This is a genomic window from Arthrobacter sp. NPDC090010, assembly GCF_044748305.1.
GTDB lineage: Bacteria > Actinomycetota > Actinomycetes > Actinomycetales > Micrococcaceae > Arthrobacter_E.
Map to the genome: position 1 here is coordinate 138586 of NZ_JBIVFT010000003.1, position 13638 is coordinate 152223.

At 67.6% G+C, this 13638-nt stretch carries 12 protein-coding genes; 4 read left to right on the plus strand and 8 right to left on the minus strand.

Annotated features, from left to right (window positions below; translation table 11 throughout):
• Positions 1–67: 67 nt before the first annotated feature.
• Positions 68–349, minus strand: a complete 282-nt coding sequence (locus ACIPXZ_RS06040; protein ID WP_400591355.1) for a YciI family protein — start codon at positions 347–349, stop codon at positions 68–70.
• A 299-nt stretch (positions 350–648) separates the two neighbouring features.
• On the opposite strand from ACIPXZ_RS06040, the gene ACIPXZ_RS06045 reads away from it, so the two are divergent.
• Genes ACIPXZ_RS06045 through ACIPXZ_RS06055 form a run of 3 tightly spaced genes read left to right on the plus strand, consistent with a single transcriptional unit; the run spans position 649 to position 4506 of the window.
• On the plus strand, positions 649–1323 hold the full coding sequence (locus ACIPXZ_RS06045) for a TetR family transcriptional regulator (protein ID WP_400591357.1): 675 nt from the start codon (positions 649–651) through the stop codon (positions 1321–1323).
• Positions 1324–1377: 54 nt separating this feature from the next.
• Positions 1378–4188, plus strand: a complete 2811-nt coding sequence (locus ACIPXZ_RS06050) for an MMPL family transporter (RefSeq protein ID WP_400591359.1) — start codon at positions 1378–1380, stop codon at positions 4186–4188.
• Between the two features lie 57 nt (positions 4189–4245).
• Positions 4246–4506: a DUF4235 domain-containing protein gene (locus ACIPXZ_RS06055; RefSeq protein WP_400591361.1), complete on the plus strand. Its 261-nt coding sequence runs from the start codon at positions 4246–4248 to the stop codon at positions 4504–4506.
• A gap of 128 nt (positions 4507–4634) precedes the next feature.
• On the opposite strand, the gene ACIPXZ_RS06060 is transcribed toward ACIPXZ_RS06055, so the two are convergent.
• Positions 4635–6323 carry an amidohydrolase gene (locus ACIPXZ_RS06060; RefSeq protein ID WP_400591363.1) on the minus strand — a complete coding sequence of 563 codons (1689 nt, stop codon included), beginning with the start codon at positions 6321–6323 and terminating at the stop codon, positions 4635–4637.
• A 93-nt stretch (positions 6324–6416) separates the two neighbouring features.
• Here ACIPXZ_RS06060 and ACIPXZ_RS06065 point away from each other — a divergent pair, with 93 nt between their 5' ends.
• Positions 6417–7016 carry a TetR/AcrR family transcriptional regulator gene (locus tag ACIPXZ_RS06065; protein ID WP_400591365.1) on the plus strand — a complete coding sequence of 200 codons (600 nt, stop codon included), beginning with the start codon at positions 6417–6419 and terminating at the stop codon, positions 7014–7016.
• 99 nt (positions 7017–7115) lie between these two features.
• Here the strand turns inward: ACIPXZ_RS06065 and mnhG are convergent, their stop codons facing one another.
• From mnhG to ACIPXZ_RS06095, 6 genes are read right to left on the minus strand one after another with little or no spacing between them, the layout of a single operon-like run.
• On the minus strand, positions 7116–7508 hold the full coding sequence (gene mnhG / locus ACIPXZ_RS06070) for a monovalent cation/H(+) antiporter subunit G (RefSeq protein ID WP_400591367.1): 393 nt from the start codon (positions 7506–7508) through the stop codon (positions 7116–7118).
• Positions 7498–7776, minus strand: coding sequence for a monovalent cation/H+ antiporter complex subunit F (locus ACIPXZ_RS06075; RefSeq protein ID WP_400591929.1), 279 nt, complete (start codon positions 7774–7776; stop codon positions 7498–7500). The genes mnhG and ACIPXZ_RS06075 overlap by 11 nt, the downstream gene beginning before the upstream one ends.
• Positions 7776–8339, minus strand: a complete 564-nt coding sequence (locus ACIPXZ_RS06080; RefSeq protein WP_400591369.1) for a Na+/H+ antiporter subunit E — start codon at positions 8337–8339, stop codon at positions 7776–7778. Before ACIPXZ_RS06080 ends, ACIPXZ_RS06075 begins: the two co-directional genes overlap by 1 nt.
• Positions 8336–9922: a Na+/H+ antiporter subunit D gene (locus ACIPXZ_RS06085; protein ID WP_400591371.1), complete on the minus strand. Its 1587-nt coding sequence runs from the start codon at positions 9920–9922 to the stop codon at positions 8336–8338. Before ACIPXZ_RS06085 ends, ACIPXZ_RS06080 begins: the two co-directional genes overlap by 4 nt.
• Positions 9919–10431 carry a Na(+)/H(+) antiporter subunit C gene (locus ACIPXZ_RS06090; RefSeq protein WP_400591373.1) on the minus strand — a complete coding sequence of 171 codons (513 nt, stop codon included), beginning with the start codon at positions 10429–10431 and terminating at the stop codon, positions 9919–9921. The genes ACIPXZ_RS06085 and ACIPXZ_RS06090 overlap by 4 nt, the downstream gene beginning before the upstream one ends.
• On the minus strand, positions 10428–13403 hold the full coding sequence (locus ACIPXZ_RS06095) for a Na+/H+ antiporter subunit A (RefSeq protein ID WP_400591931.1): 2976 nt from the start codon (positions 13401–13403) through the stop codon (positions 10428–10430). Before ACIPXZ_RS06095 ends, ACIPXZ_RS06090 begins: the two co-directional genes overlap by 4 nt.
• Between the last annotated feature and the right edge of the window lie 235 nt (positions 13404–13638).

The following is a 13638-nucleotide window of genomic DNA, read 5'->3' on the forward strand; positions in this document are numbered from 1 at the left end:
CCCCGGCGTTGCCATACCGTGCCGGGGCCATACTCATGCCCGAGGCCGCATGGGCAAGGCCAGGGATTCACGGCTCGAAGCGGACCACGTTCCATTCGAGGATGCGCGGCTCCGCGAACCCCTCAGTGACGAAGGGGTCGTCAGCGATGAATCTCTCGGCGTCGTCCCGCGTGGAGAAAACTCCCATCGACCCGGCCGCCGGATCAGGCGTCAGGAACGGGCCCAGGGCGATCAGTCCGCCGCCGGCCGCACGGAATTCCCGGTAATAGGACTGATGCCGCGGAAACACCTCCATGAGCCGGGCCCGGTCGACGCCGTCACGCAGGGAGTACAACACCACGAATTCCATGCCCGGATCGTATCAACGGGCCATCTGCACGCACCCACCAGCACCCGGAGCCAGGCGCCCACCCTCTGCGACCCCGCCTCCCCTGCCAGGTGAGTTCGTGGGTTTCGGCTGAGTTCGTGGGAAAGACCCACGAACTCAGCCGAAACCCACGAGCTCGGCCGAAACCCAGCTCCCGTCCCGGCCCGCCACGAACTCGGCCGTTGGGACGGGCGTGCTCACGCCGAGCCACACTGTGACTTCGTTCACTTCACTCAATGCAAGATTGCACTGCGTGCACTGGCTGCCGTAGCATTTTTTCCATGGACTCCAGCACGGCTCTCGACGCGACACCCCGCGGCACGGGAGCACCCGCGGGCGGGAAGGACGAGAAGACTTCCCGCCGTGAGCTCAACAAGCAGGCCACCCGGGCCGCGATCATCGAGGCGTCCGTCCGGCTGCTCTCCGAGAACGGCATGGGCAACTTCACGGCCGAGGACCTGGCCGACGCCGTCGGGATCTCCCGCCGCACCTTCTTCAACTACTTCCCCAGCCCGGAAGCCGCCCTCGCCGCAACAGTCCAGAACTTCCTGGACGGCGCCATCGAGGAGTTCCGCAAGCGGCCCCTGGAGGAACCGCTACTGGACTCCGCCATCGCCGCCGTCACCTCACTGGTGGAGCCGGGAGCCCTGTCCCGGATGGCGCGGGTCTGCCTTCTGACGGAGAATCAACCTCAGGTGCAACGCTGGCAGCTCATGGCCTGGGAGGAGGCGAGCTACAAGCTCAGCGCCGTTGCCGTAGAACGTCTGGGAACTGAAGCAGACCCCTTCTTCGTCAAGACTATGGTGGGCGCCATCATCGGCGCGGGGAAGTCGGCCATGGAGTTCTGGCTGGAACACCAGCTCCCCCGTGACGGGAACGTGGCGGACACCGACAGCGCAGCGTTGCGCGTCCTCATCACCCAAGCACTCCAGTATCTTCGCAACGGCTTCGCCTGAGCACCACCCATCACCCGCTCCCGCACCAACCGGCATCGACAAAGGCAATAGACCATGGCACTCCTGCTCTACAGGCTCGGCAAGTTCTCCTACCGGCACCGCTGGTGGGTCCTCTCCTTCTGGCTCGTGGTCCTCTTGGCCGTCGGAGGTGCGGCCGCCGCATTCCACGGCAAGCTCACCAATGACTTCAAGATCCCCGGCACCGAGACCCAGCGGGTTCTGGACCACCTGAAGGAGGTCCTCCCGGAGTCCGCGGGCGGCACGGGATCCGTGGTCTTCGAGACCAAGGACGGCAAGGCCTTCACGGATGCGCAGAAGAAGAGCGTCCAGGACGCCCTGAAGAGCCTCAACGGGGCGGCCGAACTCCAGGGCACCATCGACCCCTTCGCGACCCAGGCCCAGGTGGATGCCGGCACCAGCAAGCTGAGCGACGCGGAGAAGCAGATCGCAGCCGGCCGGGCCCAGCAGGCCGCGGGCAACGCCCAGCTGGAGGATGCCAAGAAGCAGCTGGACACCGCCAAGCAACAGGCGGCAGCCGCCCAGGCATCCGGCGCCCAGGTCCCTGCGGCCCAGGCACAGGCCGCGGCAGCCCAGATCGCCGCCGCGGAGAAGGCTTACAACGACGGCCGTGCCAAAGCCGATGCCGCCGCCAAGGAACTGGACGCCCACCAGGCGGAACTGGATCAGGCCAAGCGCAAGGCGCAAGCGGCTCAGGGGATCCGCTTCGTCTCCAAGGACGGCGCCGTGGCCGTCGCCCAGATCACCTTCAAGGTCTCACTGAGCGCCGTCTCCACCGACGCCCGCGATCACGTCGTCAACACCCTGGAAGCCACCCAGAGCAGTGGCTTGAACGTCTATCCGAGCAAGGAACTCTCCGAGGACCTCGGCAGCCTGGCCGGACCGGCTGAGATCATCGGTCTCTGCGTCGCCGTGCTGGTCCTGATCATCATGCTCGGGACTCTCGTGGCCGCCGGGCTCCCGCTCCTGATGGCGATCGCCGGAGTCGGGGTCGGCGTGGGCGGCACCTTCGCACTGTCCGGCGCGATCCAGATGAACAGCATGACGCCCATCCTCGCCCTGATGCTGGGCCTGGCGGTCGGCATCGACTATTCCCTGTTCATCGTCAACCGGCACCGCAGTCAGATCCTGGCCGGCATGGACATGGAGGAATCGGTCGCACGCGCCACCGGCACCAGCGGCAACGCCGTGTTCTTCGCGGGCATCACCGTGGTCATCACGCTTGCGGCATTGGCCGTACCGGGCCTGCCGTTCCTGACCCTCATGGGCCTCGCCGCCGCAGCCACCGTGGCGATGGCGGTCCTCGTCTCCCTCACGCTGACGCCCGCGATTCTCGGGTTCATCGGGCGCCGCGTGGTGTCCAAGCGAGGCTGGCGCCGGGCTGCGGAGAAGGCGTCGCATCCCCTTTCGGATGACGACGACGCCGCCCGCGGCTGGGGCGCCTGGGTCACCAAGTGGCCGTGGCTGGCGGTGCTGGTCGCCGTCGTCGTGCTCGGCACGGTGGCGCTCCCCGCCAAGGACCTCCACCTGGCTCTCCCGGACGGCGGATCCGAGGCCGCGGATTCCTCCGCGTACAAGGCCTACTCCACCATCAGCAAGGCCTTCGGCGATGGCATGAACGGACCGATCGTGGTGGTCGGCGAGTTCCCGGCCGGGCTGAGCGAACAGGACGCCGAGGCGAAGCAACTGGATGTGGCGGACAAGCTCCGCGGCGTCCCGGGCGTGGTCGCCGCGGTGCCCGCCACCCTCAGTGATGACCGCCAGACGGCCGTCTTCCAGGTGATCCCGTCGCAGGGGCCGGCGAACCCGGACACTGTCACGGTGGTCTCCGATCTGCGTTCCGAAGCACAGCAGATCAAGCAGGATCTCAATGTGAGCATCGGCCTGACGGGTCAGACTGCGGCGAACATCGATGTGTCGAACAAGCTTGTGGACGCCATGCCGGTCTATCTCGCGATCGTCGTCGGCCTCTCGCTGATTCTTCTGCTGCTGGTGTTCCGCTCGATCTGGGTCCCGGTGCTCGCCACCGTCGGCTTCCTGCTCTCCCTGGCGGCCTCGTTCGGCGCCGTGGTGGCCGTCTACCAGTGGGGCTGGCTCGGCGGGGTGTTCGACGTCAGCCACCCGGGTCCGATCCTGAGCATGCTGCCCATCATCCTGATCGGCGTCCTGTTCGGCCTGGCCATGGACTACCAGGTGTTCATCGGCTCCGGCATGCGTGAGGCGTACGTCCATGGGGCGAAGGCGAGGAACGCCGTACGCATCGGTTTCCGGCATGCCGCCACCGTGGTCACGGCCGCCGCGATCATCATGACCAGCGTGTTCGCCGGCTTCATCTTCAACCACCTGACGATGGTCCGGCCCCTCGGCTTCTCCTTGGCGTTCGGCGTCCTGGTGGATGCCTTCGTGGTGCGCATGACGCTGATCCCGGCGGCCATGCACCTGCTGGGCGCCCGTGCCTGGTGGCTGCCGAAGTGGCTCGAGAGGCATCTCCCGGACGTCGACGTCGAGGGTGCCCGCCTGAACCGCGACACCCCGGTTCTCGCAGGCGCCGACGCCGGGATCGCAACCGCGGACTCCGCCGGTCCGGTTCCGCAGGAGGACGAGCGCCCCGGCAAGCGGAGCGCTGTCGCACGTCCCGCCGAGCCCGCCGCACACACCGGTTCGCACGCGCTCATCATGGCCCCGGACGGGACACCCCGGGACTTCGGCAACCCGATTCCGGGCGGCCGCCGGGAGGCCCGGCAGCGGGAGAGGATGATCGCCACGGGCATGATCCCCGTGGTTCCGCAGCCCGAACGGAGCGGTGATGACGAGCCGGAGTCCGACCCGGTCGGTGCCAGGCGCTGACCGGGCGGGACGAGTAGGCTGAAGAGCAGTAACGTCCGGCACAGCAAGGGAGAAACCATGCAGCTTCTGCTCAAATTGCTCGGCACGGCCGTGAGCATCGGCGCCGGGATCGTCGGCTCCAAGCTGGTGAACGCCGGCTGGGAGAAGGCCACGGGTAACAAGCCGCCTCAGAAGGGCGACGACGCCGAGGCGAGCCTGCGCGGCGCTCTCGCCTTCGCAGTCATCTCGGCCACTGTCAGCGCGGCCATCCAGGTGCTCACCACCCGCGGCACTCAGCGGGCCATCGCCAAGTTCAACAAGACCCGGGACATCGTCTAAACACGCTCCCGCGCGTCGCCCCTACAACGAGTGGGCACTTGATCACAGTCCCGGGCGGGAACACTGTGATCAAGTGCCCACTCGCGGTGTTTCAGCCCTCGGTGACGGTCCGTTCAGGGACGGTCCGCTCAGTGCTGGGGCGTATGGCTGTCATGGGCCGAGCAGTGCGACTGCCCTCCGTAGACCGGTACCGGCGCGGCGTCGACGGCCGCGTCATGGACCACTTCGCCGCCCACCAGGGTGAGTGCCGCCCGCTGTTCCAGCAGCGCGGCGGGATCCTGCTCGTGCTCGTAGAGATTGGAGCTCCAGGCCACCACGTCGGCCTGCGCGCCGGGCTTGATCACGCCGAGCTCATTCTCGGCGTGCCAGGCCCAGGCACCCTCGGCCGTGTAGCCGCGCAGTGTCTGGTCCAGGGTGAGCCGTTCGGCGGGTGTCCAGGCGTCGGAGCCGTCCAGACCGGCCCGGGTCAGCGCGGAGTAGAACCCCACCACGGGGTCCATCTCGCCCACCTGCCAGTCGCTGGAGAGGGCCACGTGAGCGCCCGATTCCATGAGGGAGCGGAAACGCCAGGCACGGTCCCAGCGCTGCTCGCCCACGTTCTCCATCCAGGTTCCGGCCACCAGATCCGGCGAGCAGTGCCGGGGCTGCATGGCCGCCGTGACACCGAGTTCGCGGAAGCGCGGGAGATCGGCCGGGTCGAGGCATTCGACGTGCACCACCCCGTGGCGGCGGTCACTCGTCCCGTTGGTGCGTGCGGCGTGTTCGATCGCGTCGAGCGCGAGGCGGATGCCGCCGTCGCCGGTCGCATGGGTGTGGGTCTGGAAACCGAGCCGGTCCAGCTCGGTGACGATCCGGGTGAGCTCGCCCAGCGCGGCGGAGGGGTGGCCGCGGTGGCCGGGGCGGTTGGCGTAGTCCTCCAGCATCCAGGCGGTGTGGGGTTCGATCACGTCGTCGGCGTAGAGCTTGATGGGGCCGAGGCGCAGGCGGTCGTGCTGCGGGGCGTCGTCCACGGCTTCGCGCAGCCGGCGGCGGAAGGCGTCGTCAGCGTCGACGGGGTGGAAGAGGGCCGCGATCACGCGCGAGGAGAGCTTGCCTTCCCGGATGGCGCGGTCCAGCAGCGGGACCTCGGCGAGCGGGACCTGGGGTTCCACCACGGTGGTGATGCCCGTGGCCGTGGCCATCTCCAGACTGGAGAGGAACTTCTTGTAGCGACGGTCCGGGGAGTACATCGGGATGTCGCGCTGGAGCCCCGCCAGGCCGGCCGTGGTCATGGCGCTCGTGTAGAAGTCGGTGACCCAGCCGGTGGGGTTCCCGTCCGCGTCCAGTTCGGGGTTGCCCCAGGGGATATCACCACCGTTGCTGATGCCCAGGAGGCGCAGCGCGGCCTCATTGAGCCAGACGGAGTGCTGGTCGTAAGTGGTGACGAAGATGGGCCGGTCCGTCAGCCCGGCCAGATCGTGGGCGTTCGGGCGACGTCCGTGCACCACGGAGTAGACGGCGTTCTCGGCGCAGATCCAGTCCAGCTCGGGGCGGCGATCCGCCAGTTCCTGGATGCGGCGGCGGACTTCTTCGAGTGTCTCGGCGCCCTCGAGGCTCACCGCGTCGGCGTCGAAACCGAGCAGAAGATGGTTGTGGGAGTCGATCACGCCCGGGGTGAGCAGGGCGCCGTCGAGGTCGCGGGTGCTGCGGGCCGCGGGGGCCTCGGCGGCGCTGCCGACGTAGCTGATGCGCCCGCCCGAGATGCCCACGGCCTCGGCCCAGGGCTGGGCCGGATCGAAGGTGCGGACGGTGGCGCGGGTCAGGAGGAGATCGAGCATGGGAGGGTCCTGTCGGAAGATCGAGGGAATTCTTTGACAGCGTCGTCAATGAATTATCCCCAGTGAAGCATTCCCCTCTGCTAACGTCAAGGCATGGCACGGCCCAGCAACCAGACCGCACGGCGGGAGAAGCTCGTCGCGGCGGCGCTGGACGCGGCATCCGAACGCGGGCTGCGGTCCATTTCCATGACCGACGTCGCCGCCAAAGCCGGTCTGACCAGGGGCGCCGTCCTGTACTACTACGAAGACCTGGACGAGCTGCTGATCGAAGCGCACCGCGCCGGCGTCGCGCGCCTCTGCGACGCGCGGGACGCCGTCATCGCCGGACTTCCCGACGCCGCGGCACAGCTCGGCGCCGCGATCCGCCATGGGCTGCCCAGCGGGCCGGATGACGCGCTGATGCGCCTGCTCTACGAATTCGACGTGCTGGCCGGCAACTCCACGCTGCACCACGAGCTGGTCGAGGGAATGTATCAACGGCAGCTCAGCACCTATCGCGGCATCCTGGAGCGGGGCGCGGGCGACGGGGATTTCGCCTTGCGCCTGCCTGTCGAGAGCCTCGCCATGAACCTGGTGGCCCTGGAGGACGCCTACGGTCTGCACATCGTGGCGGGGAACAGCCTCATGACCGTGGCCATCGCCGAACGCGCCATGCGCGAGGCGGCCGCAGCACTCGGGGCGGCGCCGGCCTGAGCGGGCCCGCCGCGTCTCTCCCGCGAGACGTCACTTGAGCACAGTGCGGCGCCTCCACACTGTGCTCAAGTGACGTCTCGCGAAGACAGGAAAGGCCTGCTACGCCTCCGGGCGCGCGTCCTCCGGACCGTCTTCGCCGGCACCGGTGACGACGGCGGCCAGGTCGTCCTCGCTCAGCAGTTCCGGGTGGCGGTGTTTGGTGCGGTAACCGGCACGGCTGACCATATGGGCCGAGATCGGCACGGTCAGCAGCTGGAAGAGCCAGGCGAGCAGCAGCAACGGCCAGACGAGCCAATTGCGCAGCTCGAGACCCAGCGACACCAGGACCAGCAGCAGGCCCAGGACCTGCGGCTTGGACGCGGCGTGCATACGGCTCATCAGATCCGGGAAGCGCACCATGCCGATCGCCGCGCCGAGGCTCAGAAGAGCACCCAGCACCAGACAGATGCCGCTGGCGATGTCCACCACGGCGTTCCAGTTCTCATCGGTCATCGCTGGGCTCCTTCCGGTCCTGGACGAAGCGCGCCACGGTCACCGAACCGATGAACCCGACCACCGTCAAGGAGATGACCAGCACCAGATTGTTCAGATGACGGTGCACCGCCATATCGATGCACAGCGCCGTGACCACGATGCTCAGCAGCACGTCCGTGGCGAGCACGCGGTCCAGGAGAGACGGGCCCTTGGCGATCCGGTAGATCGCCGCCGCAGAGGCCAGACCCAGCGCGACGATGGCCACGATCACGAACACGGGATTGATCACGCCGTCACCTCCCCGGCCTTCTCGGCCTTCAGATCCTTGAGCTCCGCGCGGGTTCCCATGATCCCGATCAGCTTCGCCTCGATCCGCCGCACATCGGCCCGGACCTTCACAGCGTCCGCCTCGGAACGCACATTGAGCGCGTGGAGGTACAAGGTCGAGGTGGAACGGTCCACGTCCACCACCATGGATCCCGGGATCCAGGAGCTCACATGGCCCACCGCCGTCAGGATCAAATCCGAATGGCTCCGCAACGGGACACGCAGCACCGCATTGCGGACCTTCGGGCCTTGGAACACCGCCACGAGGCTGACCTGGAAGGACGCCCACGCCATCCGGACGAGCACCTCTGCCGTGAAGATGACGGCCCGGAACACGTTGAAGCGGCCGGAGAGCTGCACGGGCGGCAGATAGAACACGCGGGTGACGGCCAGCGCCAGCAAGGCCCCGAAGACGAGCGTCCCCGGGCTGAAATCCTGCCAGAGCACAGCCCAGACCAGCACGAGCCAGATCAGCAGGGGCAGCTCCTGCAGGAAGCGGATCTTCTTGCGATGCGGGCTCATCGGGCACCTCCCGGGGTCTGTCCTGTGATCGGAGGAACGGCGGTCTCAGGGCCGAGCACCGCGTGAATGTACGAGCTGCGGTCCAGCATCTGGGCCGCCGAGCGGTCAGCCAGGCCGAAGAGAGGCCCGGCGAAGACCGTGAGGGCCACACCCAGCGTCACCAGAGCCGCCGTCGGCGCCACCATGCCGCGCGGCATGAGACGCCGCGCCGCAGTGCCCGTGGCGAGAAGCTCCGGGGCCGGGTCCTCGGCGTCGTCGACGGTCCGCCAGAAGGCACGGTTCCACACGCGGGCGATCGCCAGCAGCGTGAGCAGCGAGGCGAACACGCCGCCCACCACCAACACCATCGCCAGGCCGGTCCCTTGCGCCACACCCGCCTGCAGAAGCCCCAGCTTGCCCAGGAAGCCTGAGAACGGCGGGATGCCCGCCAGGTTCATGGCAGGGATGAAGAACAACACCGCGAGCAGCGGGGACAGTTTGCCCAGCCCGCCCAGGCGGTCCAGCGAGGAGCTTCCGGCCCGCAATTCGATCAGACCGGCCACCAGGAAGAGGGAGGTCTGGATCGTGATGTGGTGCGCCACGTAGAAGACGGCCGCCCCGAGCCCCGCCGTCGAGCTGAGCGCCAGGCCGAACACCATGTACCCGATATGACTGACCAGCGTGAACGAGAGCAGACGTTTGATGTCGTTCTGCGCCACCGCACCGAGGATGCCCACCACCATGGTCAGCAAGGCGACCACCATGAGTGGCTGGTTCAAAGTGTCGCCAGGGAAAAGCAGCGTCTCCGTCCGGACCATCGCATACACGCCCACCTTCGTGAGCAGGCCCGCGAACACGGCAGTGACCGGCGCGGGAGCCGTCGGGTAGGAGTCCGGCAGCCAGAAGGACAGGGGGAACACGGCCGCCTTGATGCCGAACGCGACCAGCAGCATCACGTGCAGCAGGGTCTGTATGCCAGGGTCCAGCTGCGCGAGCTTCACCGCCAGATCGGCCATGTTCACGGTTCCGGTGGACGCGTAGATCATGCCGATGGCGATCAGGAACAGCAGCGAGGAGACCACGGACACCACCACGTAGGTCACACCGGCCCGGATCCGGGCCTCCGTGCCGCCCAGGGTCATGAGCACATAGCTCGCCGTCAGGAGGATCTCGAAGCCGACGTAGAGATTGAAGAGGTCACCCGAGAGGAAGGCGTTGGAGACGCCCGCGATCAGGATCAGATAGCTCGGATGGAAGATCGAGACCGGGCCGTCGTAGCCCGACTCGCTGGCCCCCTGGGCCGAGGCATAGAGCAGCACGCACAGGCTCACAGCGGAGGAGACCACCAGCATGAGCGAGGAGAACGCGTCCACCACCATGACGATCCCGAACGGCGGGAACCAGGCGCCCAGCCGGACCGCGGTGGTCCCGCCGTCCCAGCTCGAGGCCAGCAGGAGGCATTCGAGAATCAGGGTCAGGGACAGCACGGAGACGCTGACCATCCGCTGCGCGCGGGAGTGCCGGATCAGAGTGAACGCGACCGCCGCGCCGAGAATCGGCAGCAGGACCGCCAGCGGGGCGAGATAAGCGAGGTTGAAGCTCATGCGCGGCCCCCGCTTCCCGGCTCATCGCCCTGCCCGGGTTCGACGGCGGGCGGCGCGCCGTCGTCGGACGAGGCGTGCACCAGCTCTTCCGGGGTTTCCGGGAACTCGGTGGTCTCGTCCGGGATGACGGCGTCGTCCTCGGCGTCGAAGCTCGGGGTGTTGGCCACTCTCTGATCTTCCGTGTCGTCGGAGATGATGTCCTGGCGACCCAGGACCCAGGTCCGGTAGATGATTCCCAGCATGAACGCGGTGACCGCGAAGCTGATCACGATCGATGTCAGGATGAGCGCCTGCGGGAGGGGGTCGTTGTAGTCGTGCGGGTCCGTGCCCTTGGTGAACAGCGGTGCGAGCCCGGCGTAGCCGCCCGTGACGAGAATGAGGAGATTGGTGGCGTTGGCCAGGAGCATGAGGCCCAGCGTGACGCGAGTCAGGCTCCGTTCCAGCAGGAGGTAGATCCCGCAGGCGTACAGCACGCCCATGATCACCAGCAGGGTCATATTGGCACTCATCGGGCAGCCACCTCGCTTTCCTCCTCAAGTTCGACGTCGATCTGCGCACCGAACCCTCGCAGCACATCCAGCACCAGGCCGATCACCACCAGGTACACCCCGATGTCGAAGAACGTGCTGGTCACGAACTTCACGTCGCCGAACACCGGGAGGGTGAAGTGCAGGATCGCGCTCTGGAACACGTTCCCGCCCATCAGCAGGGGCGCCAGTCCGGAGAGCGCGGCCAGTGCGAGGCCTGCACCCAGGACCAGTCCGGGACTCATCCGCACAGCCTCGGCCAGCTCGAAGCGGCCACCGGCCAGATACCGGATGGTCAACGCCATACCGGCCATGAGGCCTCCCGCGAAGCCTCCGCCGGGCAGATTGTGGCCGGCGAACAGCAAGTAGACGGAGAAGATCACCATGGTGTGGAAGATCAGCCGCGTCACCACCTCGAAGAGGATCGAGCGGCGCTCCGGGGCCAAGGTGCGTCCGGCGACCAGCCACGGATTGCGCACGACGCCGTCGCGTGAGCTGGGCGGAGCGCCGAACCTGCGCGCCGTGGCCAGGGCCGCTGCTTCGATGGACCCGTCCGGCTGAGGGCCGACCCTTCCGACGCTTCCGGTCTCCACTCCGGCACTGCGGCCGATCCGGTGACCGATGGACCGGACGAAGATCAGGCTGGCGACGCCGGTGGCGGCCAGCGCCAGCACTGAGATCTCGCCGAAGGTGTCCCAGGCACGGAGGTCCACGAGCGTCACATTGACCACGTTGAGGCCGCCGCCCTGCTCGTAGGCGAGCTTGGGGAAGTCGAGGGAGATGGGGGTGGCGACTCTGGCGTCCGTCGCGAAGAGGGCCACGATCACCATCGCGGCGCCGAAAGCGAGGCCGAGGATCACGCGGATGACACGGTACCTGCCTCCCGTGCGGTCCCGGAGTTCCGGGGGCAGACGGCGCATGGCGAGCACGAAGGCCACGAGAGCCACTGTCTCCACCAGCATCTGGGTCAGCGCCAGGTCCGGAGCGCCTTGCAGGGCGAAGATCAGCGCCATGCCGTATCCGGTGACGGAGACGAAGAGGACCGCCATGAAGCGCTTGTTCGCCCTGACCGCTCCGAAGGCTCCCACAATGATCCCCAGGCCGATGAGCCATTGCAGCGGCGAGCCGGGGTCGATCCAGTAGAGGTTGTCCGGGATGCCCTGCCCATGCCAGAGCAGCGTGATCAGCGGCACCGCCACGGCGACGGAGAGGATCACCACGAGGTAGAAGAACAGCGAACCGCGTTGCGTGCGGCCCGTGACCCAGACGGCCACGTCGTCCAGCGCCCCGATGACGTTCTGGTAGCCCTTCTCCGCCTCGGGGATCCGGGGCATCGCATCCTGGAAGCGGGTGACGCGTTCCCGTCCGAGCACCAGGAGCGTGCCCACCAGGAAGGTCAGTGCGGTCAGGCCGAGCGCGGGGGTGAAGCCGTGCCAGAGTTCCAGATGCCCTGCTCCGTGGCCCTCGGTTTCCCCATGGGTGAAAAGGGCCGCGTACGGCTGGACCCAGCTGTCCACGGGGGCCGGCCAGAGGCCGAGGAGCAGGCTGAGCGCGGCGAGGAGTGCGGGAGAGGCGAGGAAGGAGAACCGGATCGGCTTGAACGGGGTGGGCGGGACCCCGGGCTTCGTGGCGAAAGCACCCCATATGAACCGAGCGGAATATGCGAAGGTGAGCATAGATCCGAGGACGACGCCGGCCAGCACGATGTAGCCCCAAGGGCCCCGTGCGCCGCCGTCGGCCCAGTCGACCAGCGCCGTGAAGACGCTCTCCTTGGCCACGAAGCCCGCCAGGGGCGGGATCCCCGCCATGGATGCCGCGCCCAGCACGGCCACGACGCCGAGCGCCCGCGAGGAGCGGAACACCCCGGAGAGTTTGCGGACGTCACGGGTTCCGGTCTGGTGGTCGATGATGCCCACCACCAGGAACAGCGCTGCCTTGAACAGGCCGTGCGCCAGCAGCAGCCCGAGGCCGGCCAGCGCGGCCGCAGGCGTCCCGAGGCCCACCACCAGGGTCAGGAAGCCCAGCTGGGACACGGTGCCGAATGCCAGGATGAGTTTGATGTCCTTCTGGCGGAGTGCCCGGTAGCCGCCCACGAGCATCGTCACGAGTCCCAGACCCAGGACGACCGGAAGCCAGCTGTCCGCCCCTGAGAGCCCGGGCGCCAGGCGTGCCACCAGGTAGATGCCGGCTTTCACCATCGCTGCCGCGTGCAGATAGGCGCTGACGGGCGTGGGGGCGGCCATCGCCCCGGGCAGCCAGAAGTGGAAGGGGAAGAGGGCGCTCTTGGTGATCGCGCCGACCAGCACCAGAACGACGGCGACGTTCAGTGCCGCCATGGTGGCGCCGTCGTGCGCTTCGAGGAGTGCGGGCGCCCGCTCCAGGAGGCCGGAGACGCGGCTGGTGCCGGTGAGCTGAGCAAGCATGATGAGCCCGATCAGCATGGTCAGGCCACCGGCCGTGGTCACGATGAGGGCGGTGAGGGCCGAGCGGCGCGCGGAGAGGCGGGCCCGGGCATAACCGATCAGGAGGTAGGACAGGATGGTGGTCAGTTCCCAGAAGATGAACATCAGGATCAGGTCATCAGCCGTGACCAGGCCGAACATCGCGCCCGCGAAAGCCAGCAGCTGAGCGCCGAAGCCACCCAGATTGGCGTCCTTGTCCTTGAAGTAACGGGCGCAGTAGGCGAGCACCAGCGAGCCGACCCCGAGAACCAGAAGGCACATCACCCAGGCCAGCGGATCCATCCGGAACGTCAGGTCAAGCTGGAGTTGAGGAATCCAGTCCACATGTTCTGTGAGGCCTTCGCCGTACGCCGCCGGGTACTGGAAGAGCAGCCAGACGAAGGCGGCCGCCGGCGCTGCCGCCAGGAGGTAGAAGGCGTTCCGCCCCAACCGGGCGAAGAACAGCGGAGCCAGCGCGGCCACCACAAAGAGAGAACAGAGGACTAGGGTCACGTGGTCATCACCACTTCCGGTGTTGCTGGCCGCGGGCAGTCCTGTCGTCCGGAGGGGTTCCTTGAACAGGTGTCTTTCCATTCTATCAAGGGCATGTTTCCCTCCGGTCCCGGCGTCTTCGCGAGACGGCAGATGTTCATGGTGTTGACACGTGGGACTGCGATTAAATGCCTTCTCGCGAACCGCAGGCAAGGATAGGCCGCTACCATTCGTGCTATGACCTCCGAAGCCCTGC

Coding starts and splice junctions, on each gene's coding strand:
- ACIPXZ_RS06040 (WP_400591355.1), bottom strand. CDS start 349: ATGGAATTCGTGGTGTTGTACTCCCTGCGTGACGGCGTCGACCGGGCC.
- ACIPXZ_RS06045 (WP_400591357.1), top strand. CDS start 649: ATGGACTCCAGCACGGCTCTCGACGCGACACCCCGCGGCACGGGAGCA.
- ACIPXZ_RS06050 (WP_400591359.1), top strand. CDS start 1,378: ATGGCACTCCTGCTCTACAGGCTCGGCAAGTTCTCCTACCGGCACCGC.
- ACIPXZ_RS06055 (WP_400591361.1), top strand. CDS start 4,246: ATGCAGCTTCTGCTCAAATTGCTCGGCACGGCCGTGAGCATCGGCGCC.
- ACIPXZ_RS06060 (WP_400591363.1), bottom strand. CDS start 6,323: ATGCTCGATCTCCTCCTGACCCGCGCCACCGTCCGCACCTTCGATCCG.
- ACIPXZ_RS06065 (WP_400591365.1), top strand. CDS start 6,417: ATGGCACGGCCCAGCAACCAGACCGCACGGCGGGAGAAGCTCGTCGCG.
- mnhG (WP_400591367.1), bottom strand. CDS start 7,508: ATGACCGATGAGAACTGGAACGCCGTGGTGGACATCGCCAGCGGCATC.
- ACIPXZ_RS06080 (WP_400591369.1), bottom strand. CDS start 8,339: ATGAGCCCGCATCGCAAGAAGATCCGCTTCCTGCAGGAGCTGCCCCTG.
- ACIPXZ_RS06085 (WP_400591371.1), bottom strand. CDS start 9,922: ATGAGCTTCAACCTCGCTTATCTCGCCCCGCTGGCGGTCCTGCTGCCG.
- ACIPXZ_RS06090 (WP_400591373.1), bottom strand. CDS start 10,431: ATGAGTGCCAATATGACCCTGCTGGTGATCATGGGCGTGCTGTACGCC.